This window comes from Sinorhizobium sp. 6-70 (assembly GCF_030124375.1).
Lineage (GTDB): Bacteria > Pseudomonadota > Alphaproteobacteria > Rhizobiales > Rhizobiaceae > Sinorhizobium.
The window spans coordinates 147,281-172,363 of record NZ_JASKLS010000009.1; the positions used below are offsets into that span (position 1 = coordinate 147,281).

Genomic DNA, 25,083 nt, shown 5'->3' on the forward strand with positions numbered 1-25,083 from the left:
ACGTTGCCTTTGAAGTGAGAAATTATGCATTGATTTGCACGTTAAAGTGTAATACCGTGCGGAGAAATAGCGCGTTCCGTAGTCTTTCTTCTGGTGCGAGCTCCCTTTGGGGTCAGAGTAGTACTTTGTGCTTTAACTAAACCCGGGCGGGGGATAGACAATGTATCCGGACGGTGAGTATAGCCACGAGGATAACGCGAGCGTCATCTTCAGGCCGCTGAAGTTTCGCGCGCTCGAAGTCAAGAACAGGCTGTTTCGTTCCAATATTTCCGGCATGTTCGACGAGTACAACGGACATGGCGGCAACGCGCGGCTGAACTGGGAGGAAAAGTTCGCGCGCGGAGGCGTGGGCTGCATCATCTCCTCCTTCACCCCGGTTGCCGTTCGGGGCCGGATCCTCGTGCGCTACGCGATGATCGATAATGACAACAAGATTCCGTTCTGGCGGGCCGTCGGCGAGCGCGTGCACGCGCACGACTGCCGCTTCATCATGCAACTCAGTCACTCGGGACGGCAGCAGGATTTCGGCGGGGTCGAGAACCTCTACAACAAGGGGCTGAGTTCGACGAGCAAGAGCGACTATTTCCACGGCCTGCTGTCACAGGCGATGACGAAGCCGGAAATCGCGGAAGTCATCGAGCAATTCGCCCAGGGCGCGCGCAGGGCGCGCGAGGCCGGCCTCGACGGTGTCGAACTGCACGGCGCCAACGGCTACCTGATCACCCAATTCCTGAGTTCGGGCATCAATGATCGCACCGACGAATATGGTGGCAATTGGGAGGGCCGCGCCAGATTCGTGCTGGAGATCGTTCGCGCCATCCGCCGGGAGGTGGGGCAGGATTTCCATCTGCAGATGAAGATCAACGGCGTTGACCATAATGACTGGCTTTACCCCTGGATCCCCAAGGGCAATACCCTCGATGAAACGATCAAGATCTGTACGCTTCTGCTGGACGGCGGCAAGGGCGTTGACGCATTTCATGTCTCCAGCGGCTCGACCTTCCCGCATCCCCGAAATCCGCCGGGCGACCTGCCGATGCGCGACCTGGAGCGCTGCTACGACGGGATGATCTCGCAGGGCACGCGGACACGGTTCAACTACGCGATCTTCACCAATCCCTTGGGTTCGCGTCTCTTCCGGCATTGGTGGCGATGGCGGCGCGGAAAGGTCATCGAGGGCATCAATCTCGACTATGCGCGTGCGATCGCCGACGCCATTGCCGACATAGATCCGAGCATCAAGGTGCTCTGTACCGGCGGATTTCAGCACGCCGACAAGATCGCCGGAGCGATCCGTTCGGGCGCCTGCGACGCCGTCAGCATGGCCCGGCCGTTGATCGCGAACAACGACCTGCCGAAGATCCTTGCCCGGGAAAACGGTCCCGAGCCCAGGCGCGAATGCACCTATTGCAACAAGTGTCTCATCAACGACCTCGAAAATCCGCTCGGCTGCTACGAACCCAGCCGCTTCGACGGCGACAGCTTCGAAGAGCGTCACCAGCGGATGATCGCTGAGGTCATGTCCGTATTCGAGCCGCCCGCCTTTCATTGAACCGCCGCCTTCGTGCGGCGACCGCTGGAGCTTGCAAGATGAGCAGTGACGACGATCGCCTGACCCCGGTAGAAGTCGCGGTGTCGCGCGCGCGGCGCCGGAGGCTGTTGATCCTGGCGCTGCTGGTGCTGGGAATTGGCTACTACCTCCTGTTCGTCAACCAGTACGTGCTCGCGTTCGAGAACGAGACGGAACACTTCCTGCACGGATCGATCGGCAGCGAGGTCGCCACCGGCCCACCATACTGGGTCTTCAAGGCGCTTCCGGTCATGTACAAGGACCGACTTGGCGGCGAAGGCTATCGCCGCTTCGGCTTTCTCTACCAGACGCCGGATGCAGATCTTCCTATCGGCGTGTCGCGGCGCGTCGTTTCGGGCGTGGAACGGGTCTGGCTGAACTGTTCGGTCTGCCATGTCGGCACCTATCGCCTGCCGGGGAAGAGCGAACGGCACATGATACCCGGTGCACCTTCCAACAATCTCAGGCTGCAGGAGTTGATCACATTTCTGATCGACGTCGGGCGGGATCCGGGTTTCAACGCCGACGCCTTGATCGCGGCGATCAACGGCGACGAAGTCGGGGGCGACCTGAACGTATTCGAACGGGCCATCTATCGCCACGTCGTCTTCCCGCGCGTGAAGAATGCCTTTCTCGATCTCGGCAGGCGGCTCACTTTCGTCTCCCGCCAGGAGCCGTGGGGGCCGGGTCGGGTGGACACCTTCAATCCCTACAAGGCGATCCAGTTCAATTTTCCGATGGGGCCCGAGAATATCAGCGGTGCGGCGCTTAACGGATCGTCGGACTATCCCGCGATTTGGCAGCAGCGCCCGCGCGAGGGCATGAACCTCCACTGGGACGGCAACAACGACTCGGTGGCCGAGCGCAACTTGAGCGCTGCACTTGGCGCCGGTGTGACGCCGGTGACGGTCGACAGGCGATCGATCGGGCGGATCGAGCGATGGATGTGGGATCTGCAGCCGCCAAGGTTTCCTGCCGCCGACCAGATCGACCGGACCAAGGCCGCTGAAGGCGAGCATCTCTTCACCCGCTATTGCGCCGAGTGCCACGGCCAGCGCGGGCCCAATGGATATGACTACGACACCAACCGCTATCCGCGGCTCGGCAAGGTGGAACCGCTCGCGGAAATCGGCACGGACCCCGGCCGTTGGGCTTCCTATACCGACAATTTCGTCGCCGCGCAGAGCCTCCTCTATGCCGGCTATCCCTGGCGCTTCCAGCGGTTCCACAAGACGGAAGGCTACGCGAACCATCCGCTCGACGGCATCTGGGCGCGCTCTCCCTATCTTCATAACGGTTCGGTCCCGACGCTGCGCGATCTGCTCGAGCCGAGCAGTCGGCGCCCCCCCGTCTGGTACCGCGGCAGCGACGAGCTCGACCTCCGGCGGGTCGGTTATCGCACGGACGCGGCCGCGCCGGACGGATCGCTCTTCCGCTATGACACGTCCCGTCCCGGAAACGCCAATACCGGTCACGAAGGCCCACGTTACGGGACCGATCTGCCCGCGTCGGCCAAGGACGCCCTCATCGAGTACATGAAAACGCTATGATCCACGTTCAATCACTCGCCAAGTGGAAGACACGGCACGCGATCCTCGTCTGGATCGGCATCCTGCTGAACTTCGCATTCGTGGTGCCGCTCGTCTTCTGGCCGCACTGGATCCTCGATCTTTTCGATGTTCCGGCGCAGCAACTGATTTGGCCGCGCTTCTCCGGCTTACTGCTCGGTATCCTGTCGATCTTTTACATCCCGGCGACGTTCGATATCGATCGCTATCGCATCTTCGCCTGGCTCGCGGTCTTCCCGTCGCGCACCTTCGGGGCGGTGTTCTTCTTCCTTGCGGTCTTTGCGTTCGGGCAGCCGGTCGGTTTCCTGGCCGGCGTGCTGCTCGACGGTTCGATCGGGATCGCCACCCTCATATGCCTGCTGCGCATCGTCAGCCTGGAGCAGGATCTAGCCAGCGGGAGGGGAATATGAGGCAGAGACGGCGGCGTTTCTGGAAGGTTCTGCTGGGCGTGCTGATCACCCTCGTTGCTGTGGCTTCCGCGGCGTACCTGCTTCTATTCCGCCCTGTGGCGCAGCCAAGGACGAACGACCTCGCGCAGGTCTTCAATCACGGCTCGATCGGCAACGAGGAGACGCAAGGTCTGCCCTACTGGATCTGGCGCGTGCTGCCGCAGCTCTTTCCCGAGCATCTGCCGGCAAACAAGGACGGCTACAGCGCCTTTGGCCTCTTTTGGGCGCGGGGCGAGCCGGTGCCGGTCGGCCTTTCCATGAGTACGCTCGGCGTCATCCCGCGCGTGGCGCCGAACTGTGCGTTCTGTCACCAGGGAAGCTACCGGCTGTCGGCATACGACCCGCCGACGCTCGTCACTGCCGGGGCCGGGGGCCGCGTCAACCCGCAAGCCTATATCCGCTTCCTGATTGCCGCCGGCGCCGATCCGCGCTTTACCGCCGACGCGATCATGCCCGAGATCACTGCGATCTATGACATGCCGCTCTGGGAGCGCGCGCTCTATCGTTTCCTTCTGATACCTGCCACGCGGGCGGCGCTTAAGGAGCAGGGCCGGACATTTACCTGGATGCAGAGCCGCCCCGATTGGGGACCTGGACGCATCGACCCGTTCAACCCGGTGAAATTCCAGAATCTCCGTCTCCCCGACGACGGCACCATCGGCAACTCGGACATGATGCCCTTGTGGTCGCTCGGCGCGCTTGAAGCGACCAACGAACGCCGCTTCTCTCTCCATTGGGACGGCCTACAGACGGATCTGCGCGAGACTGTGCTTTCGGGAGCGATCGGCGACGGAATGACCTACAAGTCCTTCCCGAGAACAGAGCAGACACTCGGCCGGATGAGCGACTTCATCCGTCTGCAGCCACCGCCGCCGTCGCCGTTCTCGAGCGCACGGCCGATCGGCGACCCGTATCGCGTCGACCCGGCGGCAATCGACGCAGGGCGTGCGATCTACCAGGCCGAGTGCGCCACTTGCCATGAGCCCGGCGGTGCGCGCTACCGCACGCCGATTTCGATCGTCGAAGTTGGCACCGATCGGCATCGCCTCGACATGTGGACCCCGGCCGCGCGACAGCGCTATGCGGAGTATGAATCCGATTACAAGTGGGGCTTCGTGAACTTTCACAAGACCGAAGGATATGTCGCCACCGGTCTCAGGGGACTCTGGCTGCGCGGCCCCTACCTGCACAACGGCAGCGTTCCGACGTTGAAGGCGCTGCTCGATCCGCCGGCGCAGCGCCCGCGCCAGTTCTATCGGGGCTATGATCTGATCGATCCGGCAAATGGCGGGTTCGTCAGCGCTGCCGGGACGGACGGCGAGCGCTACGGCTCGCTCTACGGCACCGCGCAGCCGGGCAACGGCAATACGGGACATCTCTGGGGCACGGACCTGCCTGCAAGGGCGAAGGAAGACCTCCTCGCCTATCTCAAGACGCTTTGACCGCTGCAACGGGGAGGCAAGCGATGACGCTCAGGAAACGAATCAAGCGCCTTTTGGTCTATACGGTGACGGCTGTCGTCGGGCTGGGCGTGGTGGCTGTCGTCGGCGCGGTTCTGATCGTGCGCGCGCTCGTCGAACCCGATGCAGCGGCGTTCGGCACCGTCGAGGACGAAGCCAAGCGCGCTGGCCTCAGCCGCAACGACTTTCGCGCGGCGTCGGAGCCTTACTTTGCCGCCATGGACAAAGGCTTGCTCCTGCCGCCGGCGCCGGGTGCCGACTATCCGCCGGAGATCAGGCAAGTCGCCAAGGCGACCGGCCTCGAACCCGAGGTTGTGCGCCAAGCTGCGATCCGCGGTCAGAACGCCTGGATCGTCTGGACCGGCGGCAACGACCGTTTCTGGGATTTTGCGGCACGCACGGCGATTGGCTCCTTCGATCTCCTGAAGCTCATCTCTTCCCCTCCGAAACAGGCCTATGGTCGGTGGAACCGCTGGCGCTATCTCGGCCTCGTCAACGAACCCTGTTTCCGTCAGGCAAAGGAACCGGACAAGCACGGCCTCTGGCTCGACGAACGCCTCGAGGACTGCACGAGCGATCCCTTCGGCGGCAACGCCGCCGCGGACGCCCGCTATCCGGGGGTGGTCATCGGCGCGCGTGGCAAGAGCGAATGGCTCAAGGGCGAGACCATGCCGGCAGGCTCCTATTACGGAAAGCCGAGCGGGGTCGTCGGGCTCCGCCTCTTCCCCAATCCCGACTTCGACGCGGAGGCCGCGAAGAAATGGGACCCGGTGCGCTACTATAACGATGCCACCTATTACAATGACAAGGATCTCGTGCGCCCCTACCGCGTCGGCATGTCCTGCGCTTTCTGTCATGTCGGGCCGAGCCCGATCAATCCGCCAAAGGATCCAGAGAAACCGAACTGGACCGAGCTTTCTTCAAATCCGGGTGCGCAGTATTTCTGGGTGGAGCGCATCTTCTTCTGGAACACGGCGCCGCGCAAAAGGGCAGGTGAGTCCCCGCGGAACGAAGGGAACTTCCTGTTCCAGCTCTTCCACACCAATCCTCCCGGATCGCTCGACACCTCGCTGGTCTCCACCGACTACATGAACAATCCACGGACCATGAATGCGGTCTATGAGGTAGCTGCGCGGCTCCGGATTGCGGCGGGGGAGGGACAGGAGCGGCTCGAGGGAGACGAACGGGACAACAAGCAGTTCCAGGATTACCCGCAGACCAGCGCCTTCAGTTCGCTTTACGATGAAGGCAGCGGCGATGCCGCCTCGATGCGGGTGCTGAAGGACGGTGCCGACTCGGTCGGGACCCTAGGTGCGCTGAACCGCGTCTATCTGAACATCGGGCTATTCAGCGAGGAGTGGCTCCTGCATTTCCGCCCGTTCCTCGGCGGTCAGAAGATATCGCCGATCCGCATCGCCGACGCGCAGAAGAATTCCGCCTATTGGGGGGCGACGGAGGACATGACCGCCGACATGGCGATCTTCTTCCTCGTCACCGCCCGCGCCGACCGGCTGGCCGATGCGCCCGGAGGCGCGGCCCATCTCGCCGCCCGTGATCCTGGCGCGGTGGAGCGCGGCAAGGTGGTTTTTGCGGAAAACTGTGCCGCTTGCCATTCGAGCAAGCAGCCCGTGCCGCCCGTCGAATCCGGTGTGGATGCGGGGATCTGCGCGGGCGGCGGGGCCGGACCGCGCTACCGCGAGTGCTGGGATCGCTATTGGGCGTGGGCGCAATCGGCCGAGTTCAAGAAAGGCATGGTCGAACTCGTCACGGCGCGTGATGCCAGTGGGCGTGAAACGTTCCTCGACGGCAATTATCTCTCGACCGAGCGGCGCGTGCCGATCGACGTGGTCGGCACCAATGCCTGCAGCGCGCTTGCCACCAATGGCCTTTCCGGCGACATCTGGGACAATTTCACGTCCTCGACCTACAAGTCCTTGCCGCCCCCGCGTGAGCTTGCCGTCAATCACCCGGTTTCGGGCGCAACCATGCCGCTGAAGTCGCTCGGCAACGGCAGGGGTTATCTGCGGCCGCCGTCGCTCGTCAGCCTCTGGTCGACCGCCCCCTTCTTCCTCAACAATTCGCTCGGCCACGAGGACAGCCATTACCAGGGGACATATGACGTCGCTGCCAATGGCGCGACGGGGCCCGCCTACGGCGCGAGCTGCCCGGCCGCCGATCCGAACGATCCCTATCTGCCCTGTGTCGAGAACCGGCTCGCCGTGTTCGACCGCTCGATCCGGCAATTGCTGTCACCGGCAACGCGCCGCACCGATGACATGACGACGGCGCCGGTACCGGGCTACATCTATCGTACCTCCGCGCCGTCCTGCCTGATCGTACCGGCGGGCTACATGCCGGTACGATCAGGCAGGACGGCGCGGAGGTACGATAGATGTAGCCCGGTACCGGCGCCGTCCTGCCTGATCGTACCGGCGGGCTACATGCCGGATGGCGTGCGCCGCTTCGCGGGTCCGCTCAATCGATTGGCGGGCTGGGCGTTCGGTCCGGACGGTTCGCTTCATCTCGGGCCGTTCCCGAAGGGCTTTCCGGTGAATGCGCTCGCAAACACCAAGCTTCTTCCGGATAATGACGAGGACGACATGCTCGCCCATTACAAACGCCTGATCTCGGCGAGCCCGACGCTGATCGGCGCCTTTGCCAAGCTCGGCGGCCAATGCTCGCCCGAGGAGCTTTCCAACCCGACGGTCCAGGCCCATGCGGAACAAGTTGTCCGCGAAACCGGTCTGATCGACGCGTTGGTGGGCCTGAGCAAATGTCCGGACTACGTGGTCAATCGCGGTCATCTGTTCGGCGCCGACCTGTCCAGTTCGGACAAAGAGGCCCTGACCGCCTTTCTGAAGCAGCTCTGATCATGCCCGAGCAAGCGGTTCACGACTACATCGTCATAGGCGCCGGCGCCGGCGGCGCCGTCGTCGCGGCGCGTCTGGCGGAGGAGGGCAGGGACGTCCTGGTGCTGGAGGCCGGCTCGGACCCGCTCGCCCCTAGCCTCGACCAGGACAAGGACATGCCGCTCGCGGACGCCTATCGCGTCCCGGCCTTTCATGCCTTCGCATCCGAGCACCCGGGCATGGCGAAGGACTATTGGGTCCGGCACTATGCCGATCTCGATCTTCAGCGTCGCGATTGGCGTTATTCGGCCGAGGAAGACGGGGTTCTCTACCCGCGGGCGAGCGGCCTCGGCGGCTGCAGCGCCCATCATGCGATGATCATCGTGCGACCGAACGACGCCGACTGGAACCATATCAGGGAACTGACCGGCGACGAGAGCTGGAAGGCCTCGCGCATGCAGGCCTATTTCGAGCGAATCGAGCGGTGCCGGTATCGCTTCTTCCTCTGGCGCTGGCTTGCGTTCGTCACCGGCCTCAATCCGACCGGTCACGGCTGGTGGGGCTGGATGACGACGGAGCGCTCCTTGCCGCTTAGAGCATTGATCGATCGGCCCTTGCGGCGTGCGCTGCTCAATTCGGTGAGAGCGGCGGCGGACAGCTATCGCCGGCCGGGCCTCGGCTGGCAGACGACTGAAGTCGACCCCAACGACCGGCGGTGGTGGAATCCGGGCGCCTGCGGCGTCCGCCTGACGCCGCTTTCGACCCGGCGTCATGCTCGCTCAGGACCGCGCGAGCGGCTGCTGGACGTGCAAAGGCGCCATCCCGATCGTCTGACAATTCGCCTGAAAGCGACGGTGACCCGCGTCGCGATCGAGGAGGGCAGGGCGGTCGGCGTCTGGTGCCGCTCGGAGGACGGCAAACAGTATCTGATCCGGGCGCGGCGCGAGGTGATCGTTGCTGCCGGCACCTTTGCATCGCCGCAAATTCTGATGCTGTCGGGCATCGGCGACCCGCAGCACTTGGATGCGCACGGCATTGCGGTTGTCGCTCCGCTGCCGGGGGTCGGCCGGAATCTGCAGGACCGCTACGAGGTTTCGGTCGTCAATCGCGTGAAACGGCCGTGGAAAATGCTGAAAGGCGCCACCTACACCCGTCATGATCGGTATTATCGCTGGTGGCGGTGGTTCCGTCTCGGCAACTACACGAGTAACGGCGTGTTGTTCTCGCTGGCCTTGAAGTCGCGTGAAAACCTGACTCAGCCCGATCTCCACTGTTTCTCGCTGCTCGCTGACTTCCGGGGCTATTATCGCGGCTATTCGGAGCGGATCCGCGCGCCGGACTTCCTGAGCTGGGTGGTGCTCAAGGCCTATTCGCAGAACCGGGGCGGATACGTCCGGCTGCGGGGCGCACACATAGGCATAGCGCCGGAGATCCAGTTCCACTCTTTCCAGGAAGGTACTGGCGATTACAACGTCGATCTCGACGCCGTCGTCGAAGGCATACGCTTCGTGCGCAAGGCTGTCGACGGCATGGACGATCTGGTCGCTGACGAGGAGGAGCCCGGGCGCAACCTCACGAGCGACGATGCGCTGCGCGCCTACGTGCGCGACAACGCCTGGGGACACCATGCCTGCGGCACCTGTGCGATCGGCCCGCGCGCCCTCGGCGGCGTCGTCGACAGCGCCTTTCGCGTCCACGGCATCAGCGGATTGCGCGTGGTCGACGCGTCGGTATTTCCGCGCATCCCCGGCTACTTCCTCGCCACCGCGGTCTACATGGTTGCGGAGAAAGCGGCCGACGTCATCCTGGAGGATGCGGCGCCCTGAACGATAGGAGGTCGGCCATGACGCGCCCCCTGAAGAACAGCGACGAGACGGATGCCAGCCTTTACAACTGGCTCGGCGCCAGGGTGAGGCGGTTCGTTCGCTGGTGGCGAAGGTTCGACGCGCGGGTGAACCAGCCCATGCCCGCGGGGCGGGGCCGGTTCTGGACATGGTTGGCACCTGACGGCTACCCGTGGTACGTGCCGACACTCGGGCTTGTGCTGATCACCGCCATGGCGCTCGGGCCGACGTTGCGGACCGAGGTCGCGAACGTCGCGATGCTGGTTTTCGGCCTGGGGCTTTTGGCTCTTCTTCATATCCTCGCTAAACGCAGTCGACTGCTGCATGCCTATCTCCTCGCAGGGCAGCTATTCATCCTCGTCCTGCTGGCGGCCATCCATGTCGTCCTTGCCCCGCCGGAAGCCTTCGGAACCGATACGCAGGCCCTGCGGCTGCATGTGGGTGTTGCGGTCGCAGCGATGCTGGCGGTGTCGCTCGGCGCGGTGTGGACGATCGCCCGCGCTCTGTTTCGTACGGGCACGAACGGCACGCTTGCGCACGCGCTCCCGAACGTCGAGCTCTTCGCGCCGAAGGATCGCTACGACTTCATGGGGAGGGGACCCCTCGCGGCCCTCGCTTCGGCGTTCTTCATCGCGCCGATCAGCCATCCGGTTGAATTGCTGTTGCCCGGCTCGCTTCTCGTGCTCTTCGTTCCGGACCATTACCTCTGGCCCGGCTTCATCATCGTCGGCGCCACGGCCTGGCTCGCCCTTTTCCTCGGAATTCTCTTCGATCGGCTGATGGAGGTCTTGAAGACGGTTGGCCGGCTCTTCTTCGTCGGCCCGCAATTCGTGATCAGTGTGCTTGTGATCGTCGTTGCCGTGCTGCGCCTCGCGGAGGTCCACTACATCACCTATCTGTTCAACGCCGGCAGCAGCGGCTACGGCAACACCACCATCATGAAATACGTAGCGCTCGCCTATGCGGTTGCCTGGTACTACGCCTTCTGGAGCGACCACTTCTTGGCGCGACGCCTGATCCGGCTGCTTGCGGGCACAGGCAGTGAGTTCACGCCGCTTAGCATTGCCTACCCCTACAAAGGCGGTTCGGATCTCAGCAAGGTCAAGGACGCGGGACGCAGCATCGCCTTGCATGGCGCGGGACGGCTGAAGATCGCGGGCGAATACGAGGACAGCTACGAGGCCTCGGGGCCAGCGTTGCAATTCCTCACCGCGGCGGAAGTGCTCACCGCGTTTCGGACCCAGCTTGAGCGCATGTCTGCGGAGAGAACCGACACGTCTCATCCGCTGGCGAGCGTCCGCAACCTGCAACGTTCGGCCCTCGTCTATCCCGCGATCACCGGGGCATGTGCGTTCGCACTGATCGGCATACCATGGGTGGTGAGCCTCTTTGGCGCGGTGCAGCCGCCGGAAATGGCCGTCAATAGGGCGCCACCGGCGGATCTCGAGCTCTTGTCCCTGCTGCAAACCGAAACTGGGCCTGCCGGCGCCTGCCCGGCACTCGGCCCGGACACGCCCCGGATCGCAGTCGTTGCCTCCGGCGGCGGCACGCGCGCGGCAATCTACACCGCGTCGCTTCTGCACGGACTGGCGAAACAGGGGCGCATCTGCGAGGTTGTCGCCGCAAGCGGCGTCTCCGGCGGTAGTGCCGCTCTCGCCTATTTCGCCCTGCACGAAGACGAACTTCGCCGGCCGGGGCGGCCCGATGAAGCGGCATGGCAGCGCTTCTCCGACACGATGGCCTTGCCGTTCATCGAGTACGTGCTCGACGGCGCCAGCGACATGCGGATCGTCTTCGGCCGTTGGCGCTGGCGAAATGCTGCCTGCGGCGAGGCGTTCTCCCGTAACGAGCCGGTGGTGGGATGGATGCCGGCGCGCAGCCGCCTCGGCAGCATCCTGGCCGAGTCCTTCGTCTGCCGCATGGGCGCCGGCGTCATGGCGGATCCATCCTTCGGCCTCATTCTGAATACGGCAATGCTCGGCTCCTTCGATGCCGCAAGTGGTCGCTGCGCGAACGGCGGTCTGCCGCTGCCGGAACAGGCCCGGAAGTGCCGGGCCGAAGGCAATGCAGCCGGCGCGGGGGGACGCGTGGTGCTGACGAACCTGCGGAAGCCTGAGGCGAGCCCGAGCGCTGGCGAGGGAATGGAGATCGTCACCCTGAACGACGCCAGTCTTTCGATCGCGCGCGCCGCCGCGCTCAGCGCCAACTTCCCGCCGGTCTTTCCGGATGCGGCCATCGACGTGCAGCCGGCGCCCGGATCGGCAGCGCGGCGGTATTGGGTGACCGACGGCGGCGCGGTGGAAAACCGCGGTGCGATAACCCTCTATTTTTCCGTCCGAGAGACGATGCGGCGCTCGCCGGCGGCGGCAAGGCTGGCGCCATTGCACGTCGTCGTCGCCGACGTCTCCGCTTCCGATGATCACTACGTCGAAAGCTTCGGTTTCAATTCCGTGCTCGGCGCCGGCGGTCAGCTCGGGTTGGCGCTGGAAGGCGAACTCCTGGCCGATCTCAAGGACATCTACTGCGGACGTAATTCGACGATTACCGTCCACGAAATCGCCATGCCCGCGGTGCTGCGCAACGGAGGCATCGGCACCCATTGGCTTCTTCCCGGATCGCTGACCTTCACGGACCCGAAAACCGGCGATCGCGTCACCTTGTCTGCCGACGATGTGAAGAAGCTCGTCATCGCCCTGCACGATAACACGGCGCCGGTCTTCGATGATCCGAAGGATGCCGCAAAGGTCGTTGGCTGGGCACGGGAGGACGTCCCCTCGCACCAGCAGCGCTGGCAGGCGTTGCTGTGGGCGCTTTCGATGCCCGCGGCGCAGGCGGACTCCTCCTGCGAAAGGCCGGCTTCCGGTGGAGCAATCTACGCGCCGTGACCATTATCAACGTGTAACGTTCGAGCACCACTATGTCGGCAGCCTCACCAAAACGTCAGGCTGATCTTCTTGCGACAGGATGCGGCTTTGGCTCTGGTTCTACCCGTTTCTTGCCCAGCCCGGACGCGCGCGCAAGCTCGGAGCGTTGTTGGGCGTAGCTTGAAGCAATCATGGGGTAGTCGGCCGGAAGACCCCACTTCTCACGGTATTGCTCCGGCGTGAGGCCGTACTTTGCCATCAGGTGGCGTCTCAATGATTTGAACTTTTCACCATCCTCCAGGCAGATGATGAAATCGGCCGTTACGGACTTCTTGATCGGAACGGCGGGGCGCTGTTCCTCAACGGCCGGGTCAGCCCGGTGTCGCGCAGACTTGCCGCTCAGCGAGGAATACGTCTGCTGGATAAGATTGGTCAGATCGCCGGTAGGAACGACATTGTGGCTTAGATAAGCCGCGACGATCCGGCTTGTCAGCTCCAGCCTCCGCTCCTCATTGCTCGAATGCGATTCGCTCAACATCGTCTCCTTTGTTTTGCTGTCGACCAGGCGGCTTCGCTCAACGTGCAGGTATTTTCGGTCGGAACGAAGACGATGTCGTTGGGGCGGTGTGTTTTTTCAACAGATTTCTGGGCATTTTGGTTTGTGTGTCCTGTTCTGCCGACCTCATGCATTGCCAGCGTCTCCCTCGGTTTCTATCCTGATGCATGATCCGCACCCTACTGTTGCCGAAGCCCGAGGACACTGGAGGTCGATGGCATCTCAGCTAGACATGTTTCCCTCGCCGCGTGAGCCAGGCGACGACGTCGTTCTGAAGCTGCCACCGCCCGTGAAGCTGCGGGAGCGGAGGCGGCTCGATGACGAGAGCATGGCCCGGCTTCTGGAGGAGAGCGGCAGCTATCGCGTGCTTCGCAAGCTCGTCGGCCGCCAGATCGTCGATCCGCCGCGGCCGGGATTTCCTCGCATTGGCGTGGTCGTTGACACCGAGACGACGGGCCTCGACCACAGCAAGGACGAGATCATCGAAATCGGCGCAGTCGCGTTCACCTTTAACGACGAGGGCCAAATCGGCGACGTCACAGGTGTTTACGGCGGCCTGCAGCAGCCAACTGTCCCGATCCCCCCTGAAATCACCCGCCTCACAGGAATTACCGACGAGATGGTTGCCGGGCAGATGATCGATGTCGGATTACTTCGAGCGCTGCTCGACCCGGCCGACCTCGTCATCGCCCACAATGCCGGCTTCGATCGACCGTTCTGCGAGGCGTTCTCAAGCATGTTTTCCGACAAGGCATGGGCTTGTTCCGTCAAGGAAGTCGATTGGGCCGCGCGTGGTTTCGAGGGCACCAAGCTCGGCTATCTGATTGGTCAAAGTGGCTACTTCCACGACGGCCATCGCGCCGTCGATGATTGTTTCGCTCTGCTCAAGGTGCTCGCCGGCGCTGACGGGGTGACGGAGCCAAGCGGTTTTGCGGAACTTCTGAAGACAAGTCAGCGCTCGCGCGTGCGCATCTTCGCCGAGCACAGCCCCTTCGACATGAAAGATCATTTGAAGGCTCGGGGATACCGCTGGTCGGATGGCAGCGACGGCCATCCGAAGTCCTGGTGGATCGAAATCGACGAGGAGCAGCTCGCCGCGGAGCTCACTTTCCTAAGATCAGAGATCTACCGGTGGGAAGAGGCCGACCCACCGGTTAAAAGGCTGACGGCGTTTGATCGGTACAAGGCTTGATTGGGATGGCCTTGCCGCGCAGGCCGTGGCATGCAGGTTGCGCAGGCTCGTTACCGCGATGGTGGGGCCGTCTCGAAACGTGTGAGGAAGCAACAGCTGCAGCAGGATCACAGTCCGGATTGCTCAAGGTTGGAACATCATGAAGTCACCGTGGAAATTCCTTACCCAATTGACGTCGCGGCGACCATCGGCGAAGGCGCAAGAGAGTTCGATCGGGAATGACACCGATCCCAAGGCTCTCGAGAGCGAAGTGGAGCATAGGTCCGCACTTGCGCCCAATTCGATGGTTGCCATCCCACCTGCTCACGATGAGGGCGTCTCGGTTGAGCAAGGGTTGATCGCATCGGATAAGGCGAAAGGTGATGACGATGTCGCGCAGGCATTAAAACCGCCGAACGATGCTGAAGAGGATGAAACACCTGCGCGTCATGAAGCTGACCATTCGGGTGCCGAAGCGAATTCGTTGGTTTCGAAAAGCACGGCTAGCACAAAGTCGCAAAGCAAATCGCGGAACAAGCGCCGCGAAGGTGGGAAGAGAGTCGACGCCCACGTGGCTGCGCAGAGCGCTGTCGCCCCAAAGGATCACCAAAGCGCACAACCCTCGTCTTCACGGGGTTTGTTCTTCCATGAAGTGGCAATGCTGGACGAAGAAATCAAAATGCTGAGGACCCAACTCGCTCAAAAGCTTCACCTGCAGAACGTTCAGCTTAAGAAGATGCTCGAGCGATTTAAAGTTTCGTGAGCCTGGCCGCGCTCCCTATCAGCGCGCACTTGCGTCATCTTTGCTCCGCGGCAAAGCCCTCGCCGCCACTCAATTGAATGAGTTCAAGAGCCCGCTGAGCAGGCAGCCATCGATCGAATACACTCAGCGTGCATTCGCCGCTGCGAACGCTGCGTCTCAGGACAGCCCAGCGACAATGCTCAAGCCCAGATCGTCGCGAATTCCTGCTTGATAAGCGTTGATCAGCTTTGCGGCGAGCGCTTCAGCCTCTTCAGACTTGCGTGACAAAGCTCGCCTTTGCAGCTCGTCTTGGAAGGCCTTCCCGATCATCTCCAACTCGTCAGGCCCAATTGGATCGAAACTCAAGGTTTGAACTGAATTCATCATTGCCCTCCCTCCGCCAGCCGACGCGACGGAGACTATTTGTGCCCCTGCGTTTCAGTCTGATTTGAAAGGGTGCAGCTTTGCTGGAGATCTATCGACGGTGAGCCGTCTTTAGGCCCGGACCATCCATGTCGGTCCACTGCAGTGCCGCAATGGCGGAGCCGAATAGGAGAGCAGGTATGGCCAGAGCTCCCATGAACCTGAGCATTTGAAGTCGACGTGTGCGCTTTCCATCCCAATCGTATGCCATTTGCCACGCTCTTGAAAGCAATTCGGAAACAGTACGTCTGGATAGAACCAGAGAACGACTTTCCGGTCGAGTCAATTTTTTAAGTATTATTTATTAACGGATTGATCGGCGGGATCTATATTGTGCCTCCAGCGGTGAGCGTAGAAAACTGGAAGTAGAGATAGCAAAGCAATTGAGGCATGACGATCGCCCTTGGCCGTGACGGGCGGGCGCAATCTCTAGAAGCCGGGCGCCCTGCGGCATGATACTTGCGACACCGTTCGCCCTCGCGCCGAACCTGCTCCAACGTGTACAGGCCGCCGCTATCGTCAAATTGGGGACAGCGGTAAGCAGGGAGCAGATTATCTCAGGTGAGAGCTGGGGCCTTTCACGCCGTCGGCTCCAGGCAGAAACCCAATATCAACGATCCGTAAAGCAGGGCTCTGACGGTTGTGTTGACTCTGTGGTGCACTCAGCAGAAAACAGGCGATGACTAAAGGAGGGAATTGCTGATGGCTGATGAGAATAACACGGGACCGATTGCTGCGGCTGTAGCGACGGACGCAGAAATGAAAGCACCAACGGCTAAGAAGCGAAGGTCGGCACGGCCTCAGAAGGCGGCTTCCGAACCAGCTCAACCAAAGACGCCGGCCCCTAAACGCAGGGGGTATAGCGAGCAAGAGAAACGCGAGAAGCTCAAGCTGATCGAGACGGAAGTCACCGAAGGCAGCACGCTCAAGCAGGCAATCAAGAGCGCCGGCATATCAGAGCAAACATACTATCATTGGAAAGGTGCTGCGAAGCCTGTCGAGCGAAAGGACACTAAGAGCACCAAGCCCGTACCGGCCAGCGATGAGTTGGCAGATCTTGTCCAACTCGAAGAGGAAAACCAGAGGCTCCGCAAGCTTCTGGCGGAAAAGTTGCGCGCGGAAAATGCCGAACTGCGCAAAAGACTTGGGCGGGATTGATCCAGATTTGGTAGTGAGCAGGTAGTCAGCTTTGTCTTGACCGCCTGTCCCGGCACGATGGCAGAAATCTGGGGCCGCCTCCAATGTCTCTATTGAGGCGGCCATTGATGTCGAATTTTGCCCGCAAAAAAACGCCGACGAGATGGTTGGTTGCGCGAGCGACCAGGTGCGCCTCGCGTGCCCGGCCAGTTGAAGCGCAGGGGAAGGAGCTGTATTTGTCCGCCGGCAGAATGCAATGGCGCCGATCGGCGGTGTTCTTTTACAGCTTGCTTGAGATCGAGAGAGTATATGAAACCGCCACAGCGGAGTTTCGTTGTCGAGTTCAAGTCGGGCGGCGACAGCCAAAGACGCGGGCGAACTCGATCTGGGGGACACCGACCTCAGGGCGTCGGCCCGCGAAGTAAAAGACAACCGCATCTGTTCAAGTCAGATGACGCACCCGGAACGCCTGAAGCAGATGGCGCCGCTCCAACCGGTCCCATGACTGCGGGTCCTGCGACCAACCCCGCAGGCGATGGCATTGCTGACCAAGCAGCGCTGGCGTCGGCCGACAGTACGGAAATTGAAGTGGCGAAGCAGCATGAGTCCGATTGCCTGGCCACCGAAACTGTTGCGCAAGTGCAGGACAGTCAGCAGGCATCGCAGCCAACAACAACATCAGCAATGTGGGTCGCCGCAGGTGGACGCGTGGCTACCCTATGTGACAGCTTGAGGATACTTCCGTCGGCGGTGTTTCTCGAGAAATGGCTCACTCTCTGTTCGTGAACCAAACCTGATTCTGCGAACATCAAGACCTTCCGGTTCGGTGAGTCTTGCTCTAATAAAGCGATGACGAAAGTGACGGTGAGGGAATATGCGAAAGCTGGTCGCAGGCAAACTGCATGGCATCTACGTGACCGAGGCAAACCTCAACTATCATGGGTCAATCACGCTGGACCCGGATCATTGCGAGGAAGCCGGCATTCTGCCGATGGAGTTTGTTGAGATCTGGAACAAGAATTCCGGGGCTCGGATCTCCACTTACGTCATCCTTGGTGAACGCGGCTCAAGGTGCTGCATCCTCAACGGGGCCGCAGCGCGCACCTGTCAGCCCGGTGACCAGATCATCATTTGCAACTCGGTTTATCTCGACGAAAGCCAGATCACTTCGCTGAAACCGAAAGTGCTGACGTTCGACCAAAACAATAGCATCCGCGACCGGTTGAGCTACTCGGTCAGTGTCGATCAGGACGGGCGATACACCTTCGATATCTTCGATCAGGCGCACACTGCTCTGCCCGTGCCGCTGCTGGTGTCCGGCACATGATAAGCTGATGGCGTGCGGAAATAAATTTCTTCGCCGATGCCGGGTATGCTGACGACCTCGTGATGCTGTGCAGGAGGGGCAATGCGGAAGCGGCGCTCCAATACCTACGCGCGACCATGGGCAAATTGAAGCTGACGGTGAACGAGGATAAGACACGCATCTGCAAGGTGCCGGAGGCGAGATCGACGTCCTGGGTTACACGTCCGGACGGATGTACTCTCCGACGACGGGCAAAGCCCGCCTGGGCTTAGCCAAGCCATCCGGCTTGTAAACGGACGTGCGCTATCCTTCTTAAGAGCAGGCTTGCCTACCTGGCAGGCTTCTGGGGGTACCTCTCGGTCGAGTTTGGTCGACCCACCTTCCTACTCGTCCGAGCGCCGAACGCATGCGCGGGCTGACGCCGGCATGAACATGGTGCCGTTCAAGAAACATAGAGCATTCGAGATTGGAGCCACATGAAGAAGCCGACAATTGGGGTGACTGGAACGGGAGACTTCTCCGCCTATTTGATCGCCGCCTGCGAAGAGCCGGTTTTAGCGGCCGGATTCTCCTATCGCCTTACAATCGAGCAAAGGCGGAAGCTTGCGACCGCGCACAGCTGCGCTGTCGCTGTGGATGATGCCAGCATGCTCGCCGAAGCCTATTGGATGCTTCTTGCCGTTCGCCCTGAAACTTGCCAGTCTGACCCCAACGGGGGCAGGTACTGATCTCGGCTGTCGCGGGCATCACCGTTGCAGGATTACGTGCAGCCTGGATTTCGAGTCCGGTTTGCCAGCACCTGTCCGGCGACGCTGCTCAAGACGTAGCCAGATGAGCTGTTAAACCAGGCGTCGCCGCCTTCTGCCGCAGCCGAAGGGAAATAGGCCCAGGCGATGTTTGAAGCGTTCGACGATGCAAGCCGGAGCGGAGATCAGCGTGCGTGGTAGCGCTCTCCGTGATTTCCGTGAATGTCACGTTGGCGACGGAGGAGAACTGATCAAGTGCAGCGCGCGTGGCGGCTTGCTGAGCGGCGTTCAACACCGCAAAGCCATTTAGTGGCTCTCCATTGCCATAACCGAAGCCGTAGAACGAAGCGCTGGTTGGAAATCTGAAGGTGAGGTCCTTGACCGCCCATTTCCAGTCGCCAAGCAGACCGTTGATATAGGCGTTAGTCGTCGCCGCAGGCATCGTTTTCCCGGGCTATAGACGCTGAAATCAGGTCAGCACCTCGAATCCGCCGTGCCGAGGTCTGAAACGCAGCTGCGCTTATAGCTCGTCTCCGTTGACATCTTAATTCGGCCTGATGCGGGGAGGAGGCCAGACCAGGTGGCCTAGACCATGCAGACCGGTTCTGCCGCCGGACGGAGGCTTCGGTGCGAGGGGAACGGCGCTGCTCGCCTTTTTGTGACGAAAGCGGAGAAGGGGAGCACAGCGAAGCGCTTGCTGGTCGGTATCCTGAGGAAAGGCTTCGCGGGAAGCGAGCAGCTTGCCGAAGTCATGCGTGGGCATCGTGCGTGACGTGGGGGCTGGTGTCACGACGCTGAAGCCCGGCGATCATGCTATCCCCCTCTACACGCTGGAATGCCGGCAGTGCAAAACCTGCCTGTCGCAACGCTCGAACCTCGCGCCAGACCCGGCCGCAGCGAACCAGCGCCTTAGACGATAACGATTGCGCGGAAGTCGTTCACATTGGTCAGTGTCGGGCCAGTTACGAGGAGGTCCCCAATAGTCTTGAAGTAAGTGTAACTGTCATGCCTCGCGAGCGCGTCATGCGCATCGAGACCCGCGCTCATCCCCCGGGAAAGCGTGGAAGGTGTGATCACCGCGCCAGCCGCATCCTCCACACCGTCGATGCCATCGGTGTCGGCAGCGATCGCATAGGTGTTCGGCATGCCTTGCAGCGCGGCTCCCAAGGCCAACGAGAATTCGGTGTTTCGTCCACCCCTTCCGTCAGATTTCGAGTGCAAGGTTACGGTGCCCTCGCCGCCAGAAAGAAGAACTGCAGGCGGTTGAACAGGAGCGCCTTTGTTCCGAACGGACGCTGCAATCCCCCCCAACACCTTCCCCATCTCTCGCGCCTCTCCCTCGAGCGCATCACCAAGAAGGAGCGGGATAAAGCCTGCCTGCCGCGCGATCTCAGCCGCTGCATCCAAGGCCATCAACGGAGTTGCGATCATATGGACCTCGCTTGAGAACGGTGTCGCCTCGGCCAACTGATCTTTGCCGTTCACAAAGGTGCGGAGCCGCGGCGACAGTGGGATGGAATACCGACCGAGGATCTCTCGTGCATCGGCAAGGGTGGTGTTGTCCGAGATGGTAGGACCGGACGCAATTATGGCAGGGTCGTCTCCGGGAACGTCGGAGATGACAAAAGTCATCACACGCGCGGGGTGAGCGGCACGAGCGAGCTTGCCACCTTTCACCCTCGAAAGATGCTTCCGGACGGTGTTCATTTCGGAGATGCTCGCGCCACTCGCCAACAGGCGCCGATTGACCTCTTGCTTGTCCTCAAGCGTCAGGTCGCCGGCAGGCGCCACGAGCAGCGACGAGCCGCCCCCGGAAAAAAGGGCAATGACGAGATCTTCGGCTCCAAGAGTTTGAACCGCCGACAGAGCCCGGCGGCCAGCCTCCACACTCATTGCATCGGGCACGGGATGTGAAGCCTCGATGATCTCGATACGACCGGCCGGCACAGCATGGCCGTATCGCGTCACGGCCACGCCGGACAGCTCAACATCGGGCCAAGCGGCATCGACCGCCGCCGCCATGGCGGCCGATGCCTTTCCTGCCCCGACGACAATGCACCGCCCCTTCGGCTTGCCGGGCAGAAAGCCGACGACCTTTGCGGGGTCGGCGCTCGCCACCGCCGCACGAAACATTCGGACGAGCAGCGACCTGATCTCTTCTTCAGTTGAGGAGGATGATATCGACATTAAGGGGTGACCGTGATGGATTTAGCTCTGACGGGGTGTAGGCGTGGCTCCGCCCCAATGTCACGACAACGCCTCGGCGATCGCTCGCCCCGCCTCAATCGTATTCGCACGCCCACCGAGATCTCTTGTGCGCAGAGCCGGATCAGCCAAGGCATACTCGATCGCCTGCATCACGCTCAAGCTCGCCTCCGTCTCGCCGAGATGCTCCAGCATCATCGCCGCCGACCAGATCTGGCCCACCGGGTTGGCGATGCCCTGACCGGCAATATCAGGCGCCGATCCGTGGACGGGCTCGAACAGCGACGGGAATTTGCGTTCTGGATTGATGTTGCCCGAAGGCGCAATGCCGATCGTGCCCGTGCAGGCGGGTCCAAGGTCGGATAGGATATCGCCGAACAGGTTCGATGCGACAACGACGTCGAAGCGATCCGGGTTGAGCACGAAATGGGCGCAGAGAATATCGATGTGGTATTTGTCCCAGATGACGTCGGGATAGCGTCTCGCCATCTCCACGACACGCTCATCCCAGTAGGGCATCGAAATCGAGATGCCATTCGATTTCGTGGCAGAGGTCAGGCGCTTGCGCGGCCGCGATTGCGCCAGATCGAAGGCGAACTTCAGGATCCGGTCCACGCCGGTCCGCGTCATCACCGTCTCCTGAAGCACTGTTTCGCGCTCGGTCCCCGGGAAGATCCGCCCACCAATGGACGAATATTCGCCTTCGGTATTCTCCCGCACCACGTAGAAATCGATGTCGCCTGGCTTGCGCCCGACCAGAGGCGCTTCGACGCCCGGCATCAGGCGCACCGGACGCAGGCTGACATATTGGTCGAATTCCCGCCGGAACTGGATGAGCGACCCCCACAGCGAGATGTGGTCGGGCACAAGCTCCGGCCAGCCGACCGCGCCGAAGAAGATGGCGTCGTGGCTGCCGATCCGCTCCTTCCAGTCTTCGGGCATCATGCGCTTGTGCTTGATGTAATAGTCGCACGAGGCGAAGTCGAACTCATCGAGCTGCAGCTCAAAACCGAACTTCTTCGATGCGCCCTCGAGGACCCTCAAGCCCTCCGGCACGACTTCCTTGCCGATTCCGTCGCCGGCGATGACTGCAATCCGGTGGACCCGGTTGGTGTAGCGTCCGGACATTGCGTCTCCATTCATTTTATCAGTCATCCTCTACAAAGACCTCCTCACGCTTCTTGGCGATGGAGGGAACGAAAGCGATTGCGGTTACAAGGACGGCCAGGATCAGCAGCGTGGCGCTGATGGGGCGGGTTGCGAAGACGGATGGATCGCCATGCGAGATCACCATCGCGCGACGAAGATGTTCTTCGAGCAGTGGCCCAAGCACGAAGCCGAGCAGCATTGGTGCAGGCTCGAAATCGAGCTTGCTGAGCGCGTAGCCAAACAGTCCGAAGGCTGCCATCACGTAAAGATCGAAGGTGTTTGAATTGACGCTGTAAACGCCGATCGATGCAAAGGCGAGGATCGCCGGGAACAGGACGGAATAGGGGACTGTCAGAAGCCGAACCCACACGCCGATCAACGGGAGGTTCAGGATCACCAGCAGCAGGTTTCCGACCCACATCGAGACGATCACGCCCCAGAATAGCGCCGGCTCGGAGGTGGCGACCTGAGGCCCCGGAACGATGCCCTGGATGATCATCGCGCCAATCATCAAGGCCATCACCGGATTGGCAGGAACCCCGAGCGTCAGCATCGGAATGAAGGAGGTCTGCGCGCCGGCGTTGTTGGCCGCCTCTGGCCCGGCGACGCCCTCGATCGCGCCGTTGCCGAACCGCTCAGGCGACTTGGATATCTTCTTCTCGACCGCATAAGAGGCAAAGGCCGCCAGGATCGCGCCGCCGCCGGGAAGAATGCCGAGCGCCGATCCAAGCGCCGTGCCGCGCAACGCCGGGGCCAGCATCGCCTTCAGGTCCTCTTTGATCGGCATCAAGCCGTGCACTTTCTTGACGACGGTGCTGCGCTCGGTCGTCGCCTCGAGGTTGCGCAGGATCTCGGCGATCCCGAACAAGCCCACTGCCACGGCGACGAAGTTTAGGCCGTCCGCAAGTTCCGAGAAGTCCATCGTGAACCGCATCGACCCGGAGTTGATGTCGGTGCCAACCAGTCCGAACACGAGGCCCATGGCAATCATCGCGATTGTCTTCAGGACCGAGCCGTGCGCCAGGACGACGGCGGCCATCAAGCCGAGAACCATCAGCGAGAAATATTCGGCCGGCCCGAATTGAAGAGCAACAGAAGTCAAAGGCGGCGCAAGAGCGGCAACAAAGACGGTAGCGATCGTCCCAGCAATGAAGGAACTGATTGCGGCTGTCGCGAGTGCCGCTCCGGCGCGACCCTGGCGCGCCATCTGGTAGCCGTCGATCGCCGTGACCGCCGAGGATGACTCGCCGGGCAGATTGATGAGGATCGCCGTCGTCGACCCGCCATACTGCGCACCGTAATAGATGCCCGCCAACATGATCAGCGATGTCTCGGGCGACAGCGACAGCGTAATTGGAAGCAGCATTGCTATGGTTGCCGTCGGCCCAATCCCCGGGAGCACCCCCACCAATGTGCCGAGCAACGTCCCGATGAAACAGAAGAGGACGTTATAGGGCGTAAGCGCCGCCCCCAGCCCCAGTGCAAGGTTGTTCAGGAGATCCATCTTCTATGCCCCTACCCAGGGCCCGAGCAGACGCACCGGCAGACCCAATCCATAATGGAAGACAATGGTGCAGAAGATCGTGATGCTGACCGCAATCGCGATCATTCTGACCGGGTACCTCAGGTCGGTTGCCCCCGCAGCTGTCAGGGCCGTCAATGCCACCGCCGGTATGAAGCCGAGGCCGCGGACCGTAAGCCCAAACAGGATCGGAGCGAGAAGGATGAAAGCCACCGCGCGGACCGGCGCAACGTGCTTATGAAAAGGCACATCGGTCGCAAATGCCCTGATGCCAATCAGAAGCCCGAGCGCTACGATGGTGCCCGACAGGATTAGCGGAAAGTAGCCCGGGCCCATCCTGAAGGCCGTTCCGATTTCCAAGGAGGTCAGGGCCGACGATGCAAACGCAAGGCCGACGGCCAACAGCACGCCCGATGCGGCGATGTTCTTGATATCCATGACAAGTGCCTATCCCGTGTGCCCCGAACGCCGGTCGCGCTCGGGGCGCCGACGCTTTAGTCGGCAAACTGGCCCGCGGCCTTGAGGATCGGCCCCCAGCGGTTGGTTTCGGATTCAAGCTTGGTGCGAAGAGCTGCCGGCGTCGCCTGGTCCTTGCTCGCCGGAACCGTGGCGATCTGCACGAACCGCTCCTTCAGCGTCGCGTCTTCCATGGCCGCCTGCAGCGCGCCGGAGAGCTTCGTCACGACCTCCTCGGGAACACCGGCGGGAGCATAGAGACCATGCCAGACGCTGAGCTCGAATTGCGGGAAGCCAGCTTCACGCGCCGTCACAAGATCGGGCGGTCCTTCGAGCGCTCCGGGCTCGTGATCACATAGGCCTTGACCTGGTCCTGCTTGATCGGTCCGAGCGTGTTCGTCACCTGGTCGCAGGTCATATCGATCTGCTTGCCGATAAGATCGGTCATGATCGGGCCATTGCCCTTGTAGGCAACCGTCGTCAGTTGCGCATCGATGGCGCTCATGAACAGCGTGCCGCAGAGATGGGATGCCGCTCCGAGGCCGGAATTCGCGAACGTAACCTCGTCTTTCTTCTCCTTCACGTATTTGACGAGGTCCGGAAAACTTTGAGCCGGAAAATCGGTGCGAGCGATTACCGTCATCGCCGCATCGCTGACAAGGCCGATCGTCTGGAGGTCCTTGAGCGTATCGAACGGCAGCTTCCTGTAAAGTGTGGGCGCGGTCGAGATCCCGACGTGGTGAATAAGCAGCGTGTAGCCGTCGGGCTCCGCGTCAGTGGCGCGGCGGGTGGCGATGGTCCCGCCAGCACCGACGGCATTTTCGACGACGATCTGTTGGCCGAGCGACTTCGACATCGCGTCCGCCGTCAGGCGGGCGATGGTGTCGGTCGGCCCTCCGGCGGCGAACGGTACCAACAAGGTGATCGTTCTTGACGGGTAGTCTTCCTGCGCAAAGGCGGTCGTTGCGCAGAACGCGATAGATGCGGCGAGTGTAGCCAGTAACTTCATCGGAACTCCTCCCAAAGCCACGAATTGCAAATAATGCCGAAATTGACTTACGGCACT

General features: G+C 61.7%; 18 protein-coding genes and 3 pseudogenes. 13 read left to right on the plus strand and 8 right to left on the minus strand.

All coding sequences use genetic code 11. The annotated features are described in order from the left end of the window. The first annotated feature begins 160 nt into the window (after nucleotides 1-160). Genes QN222_RS18545 through QN222_RS18575 form a run of 7 tightly spaced genes read left to right on the plus strand, consistent with a single transcriptional unit; the run spans nucleotide 161 to nucleotide 12,625 of the window. Nucleotides 161-1,552 carry an NADH:flavin oxidoreductase gene (locus QN222_RS18545; protein ID WP_284005536.1) on the plus strand — a complete coding sequence of 464 codons (1,392 nt, stop codon included), beginning with the start codon at nucleotides 161-163 and terminating at the stop codon, nucleotides 1,550-1,552. Nucleotides 1,553-1,590: 38 nt separating this feature from the next. Further along, entirely contained in the window at nucleotides 1,591-3,120 is a 1,530-nt protein-coding gene (locus QN222_RS18550; protein ID WP_284005537.1) for a cytochrome c, read from the plus strand. Beyond that, complete coding sequence (locus QN222_RS18555; RefSeq protein WP_284005538.1) at nucleotides 3,117-3,548, plus strand: hypothetical protein; 432 nt, start codon at nucleotides 3,117-3,119, stop codon at nucleotides 3,546-3,548. The genes QN222_RS18550 and QN222_RS18555 overlap by 4 nt, the downstream gene beginning before the upstream one ends. Next, entirely contained in the window at nucleotides 3,545-5,029 is a 1,485-nt protein-coding gene (locus tag QN222_RS18560) for a c-type cytochrome (RefSeq protein ID WP_284005539.1), read from the plus strand. The genes QN222_RS18555 and QN222_RS18560 overlap by 4 nt, the downstream gene beginning before the upstream one ends. 23 nt (nucleotides 5,030-5,052) lie before the next feature. Further along, complete coding sequence (locus tag QN222_RS18565) at nucleotides 5,053-7,917, plus strand: cytochrome c (RefSeq protein ID WP_284005540.1); 2,865 nt, start codon at nucleotides 5,053-5,055, stop codon at nucleotides 7,915-7,917. A 2-nt stretch (nucleotides 7,918-7,919) separates the two neighbouring features. Beyond that, nucleotides 7,920-9,722 carry a GMC oxidoreductase gene (locus QN222_RS18570; protein ID WP_284005541.1) on the plus strand — a complete coding sequence of 601 codons (1,803 nt, stop codon included), beginning with the start codon at nucleotides 7,920-7,922 and terminating at the stop codon, nucleotides 9,720-9,722. 17 nt (nucleotides 9,723-9,739) lie between these two features. Continuing rightward, entirely contained in the window at nucleotides 9,740-12,625 is a 2,886-nt protein-coding gene (locus tag QN222_RS18575; protein WP_284005542.1) for a hypothetical protein, read from the plus strand. Between the two features lie 55 nt (nucleotides 12,626-12,680). Here QN222_RS18575 and QN222_RS18580 read toward each other — a convergent pair whose 3' ends face one another. After that, nucleotides 12,681-13,139 (minus strand): MucR family transcriptional regulator, encoded by a 459-nt coding sequence (locus tag QN222_RS18580; protein WP_283964938.1) that lies wholly within the window; start codon nucleotides 13,137-13,139, stop codon nucleotides 12,681-12,683. 235 nt (nucleotides 13,140-13,374) lie between these two features. Between QN222_RS18580 and QN222_RS18585 the strand changes: the two genes are divergently transcribed. Both QN222_RS18585 and QN222_RS18590 read left to right on the plus strand, forming a co-directional pair. Continuing rightward, nucleotides 13,375-14,352, plus strand: a complete 978-nt coding sequence (locus tag QN222_RS18585) for a 3'-5' exonuclease (protein ID WP_283964937.1) — start codon at nucleotides 13,375-13,377, stop codon at nucleotides 14,350-14,352. 139 nt (nucleotides 14,353-14,491) lie between these two features. Further along, nucleotides 14,492-15,094 carry a hypothetical protein gene (locus tag QN222_RS18590; protein WP_283964936.1) on the plus strand — a complete coding sequence of 201 codons (603 nt, stop codon included), beginning with the start codon at nucleotides 14,492-14,494 and terminating at the stop codon, nucleotides 15,092-15,094. Nucleotides 15,095-15,250: 156 nt separating this feature from the next. On the opposite strand, the gene QN222_RS18595 is transcribed toward QN222_RS18590, so the two are convergent. Beyond that, entirely contained in the window at nucleotides 15,251-15,460 is a 210-nt protein-coding gene (locus QN222_RS18595; RefSeq protein WP_283964935.1) for a hypothetical protein, read from the minus strand. A 738-nt stretch (nucleotides 15,461-16,198) separates the two neighbouring features. On the opposite strand from QN222_RS18595, the gene QN222_RS18600 reads away from it, so the two are divergent. From QN222_RS18600 to QN222_RS18610, 3 genes are all read left to right on the plus strand, one after another. Continuing rightward, nucleotides 16,199-16,654: a transposase gene (locus tag QN222_RS18600; protein ID WP_283964934.1), complete on the plus strand. Its 456-nt coding sequence runs from the start codon at nucleotides 16,199-16,201 to the stop codon at nucleotides 16,652-16,654. A gap of 853 nt (nucleotides 16,655-17,507) precedes the next feature. Continuing rightward, on the plus strand, nucleotides 17,508-17,960 hold the full coding sequence (gene panD, locus QN222_RS18605) for an aspartate 1-decarboxylase (protein WP_283964933.1): 453 nt from the start codon (nucleotides 17,508-17,510) through the stop codon (nucleotides 17,958-17,960). A 455-nt stretch (nucleotides 17,961-18,415) separates the two neighbouring features. Next, on the plus strand, nucleotides 18,416-18,667 hold the full coding sequence (locus QN222_RS18610) for a hypothetical protein (RefSeq protein WP_284005543.1): 252 nt from the start codon (nucleotides 18,416-18,418) through the stop codon (nucleotides 18,665-18,667). A 95-nt stretch (nucleotides 18,668-18,762) separates the two neighbouring features. Here QN222_RS18610 and QN222_RS18615 read toward each other — a convergent pair. Beyond that, a pseudogene (locus tag QN222_RS18615) lies at nucleotides 18,763-19,127 on the minus strand (protease); the annotation flags it as partial. Between the two features lie 316 nt (nucleotides 19,128-19,443). On the opposite strand from QN222_RS18615, the pseudogene QN222_RS18620 reads away from it, so the two are divergent. Beyond that, a pseudogene (locus tag QN222_RS18620) lies at nucleotides 19,444-19,563 on the plus strand (alcohol dehydrogenase catalytic domain-containing protein); the annotation flags it as partial. Between the two features lie 31 nt (nucleotides 19,564-19,594). Here the strand turns inward: QN222_RS18620 and QN222_RS18625 are convergent. From QN222_RS18625 to QN222_RS18645, 5 genes and pseudogenes are all read right to left on the minus strand, one after another. Next, nucleotides 19,595-20,872: a glycerate kinase gene (locus QN222_RS18625; protein ID WP_283964930.1), complete on the minus strand. Its 1,278-nt coding sequence runs from the start codon at nucleotides 20,870-20,872 to the stop codon at nucleotides 19,595-19,597. A gap of 60 nt (nucleotides 20,873-20,932) precedes the next feature. Further along, entirely contained in the window at nucleotides 20,933-22,018 is a 1,086-nt protein-coding gene (locus QN222_RS18630) for a tartrate dehydrogenase (RefSeq protein ID WP_283964929.1), read from the minus strand. 19 nt (nucleotides 22,019-22,037) lie between these two features. Then, entirely contained in the window at nucleotides 22,038-23,543 is a 1,506-nt protein-coding gene (locus QN222_RS18635) for a tripartite tricarboxylate transporter permease (protein WP_283964928.1), read from the minus strand. 3 nt (nucleotides 23,544-23,546) lie between these two features. Then, complete coding sequence (locus QN222_RS18640) at nucleotides 23,547-23,999, minus strand: tripartite tricarboxylate transporter TctB family protein (protein WP_283964927.1); 453 nt, start codon at nucleotides 23,997-23,999, stop codon at nucleotides 23,547-23,549. Between the two features lie 56 nt (nucleotides 24,000-24,055). Beyond that, a pseudogene (locus QN222_RS18645) lies at nucleotides 24,056-25,026 on the minus strand (tripartite tricarboxylate transporter substrate-binding protein). Nucleotides 25,027-25,083 lie beyond the last annotated feature (57 nt).

What these genes read in the sequence shown, in the direction of transcription:
- QN222_RS18630 (WP_283964929.1), bottom strand. Translation starts at nt 22,018, where the DNA reads ATGTCCGGACGCTACACCAACCGGGTCCACCGGATTGCAGTCATCGCC.
- QN222_RS18625 (WP_283964930.1), bottom strand. Translation starts at nt 20,872, where the DNA reads ATGTCGATATCATCCTCCTCAACTGAAGAAGAGATCAGGTCGCTGCTC.
- QN222_RS18575 (WP_284005542.1), top strand. Translation starts at nt 9,740, where the DNA reads ATGACGCGCCCCCTGAAGAACAGCGACGAGACGGATGCCAGCCTTTAC.
- QN222_RS18555 (WP_284005538.1), top strand. Translation starts at nt 3,117, where the DNA reads ATGATCCACGTTCAATCACTCGCCAAGTGGAAGACACGGCACGCGATC.
- QN222_RS18635 (WP_283964928.1), bottom strand. Translation starts at nt 23,543, where the DNA reads ATGGATCTCCTGAACAACCTTGCACTGGGGCTGGGGGCGGCGCTTACG.
- QN222_RS18590 (WP_283964936.1), top strand. Translation starts at nt 14,492, where the DNA reads ATGAAGTCACCGTGGAAATTCCTTACCCAATTGACGTCGCGGCGACCA.
- QN222_RS18545 (WP_284005536.1), top strand. Translation starts at nt 161, where the DNA reads ATGTATCCGGACGGTGAGTATAGCCACGAGGATAACGCGAGCGTCATC.
- QN222_RS18585 (WP_283964937.1), top strand. Translation starts at nt 13,375, where the DNA reads ATGGCATCTCAGCTAGACATGTTTCCCTCGCCGCGTGAGCCAGGCGAC.
- QN222_RS18600 (WP_283964934.1), top strand. Translation starts at nt 16,199, where the DNA reads ATGGCTGATGAGAATAACACGGGACCGATTGCTGCGGCTGTAGCGACG.
- QN222_RS18560 (WP_284005539.1), top strand. Translation starts at nt 3,545, where the DNA reads ATGAGGCAGAGACGGCGGCGTTTCTGGAAGGTTCTGCTGGGCGTGCTG.
- panD (WP_283964933.1), top strand. Translation starts at nt 17,508, where the DNA reads ATGCGAAAGCTGGTCGCAGGCAAACTGCATGGCATCTACGTGACCGAG.
- QN222_RS18570 (WP_284005541.1), top strand. Translation starts at nt 7,920, where the DNA reads ATGCCCGAGCAAGCGGTTCACGACTACATCGTCATAGGCGCCGGCGCC.
- QN222_RS18640 (WP_283964927.1), bottom strand. Translation starts at nt 23,999, where the DNA reads ATGGATATCAAGAACATCGCCGCATCGGGCGTGCTGTTGGCCGTCGGC.
- QN222_RS18595 (WP_283964935.1), bottom strand. Translation starts at nt 15,460, where the DNA reads ATGATGAATTCAGTTCAAACCTTGAGTTTCGATCCAATTGGGCCTGAC.
- QN222_RS18610 (WP_284005543.1), top strand. Translation starts at nt 18,416, where the DNA reads ATGAAGAAGCCGACAATTGGGGTGACTGGAACGGGAGACTTCTCCGCC.
- QN222_RS18565 (WP_284005540.1), top strand. Translation starts at nt 5,053, where the DNA reads ATGACGCTCAGGAAACGAATCAAGCGCCTTTTGGTCTATACGGTGACG.
- QN222_RS18550 (WP_284005537.1), top strand. Translation starts at nt 1,591, where the DNA reads ATGAGCAGTGACGACGATCGCCTGACCCCGGTAGAAGTCGCGGTGTCG.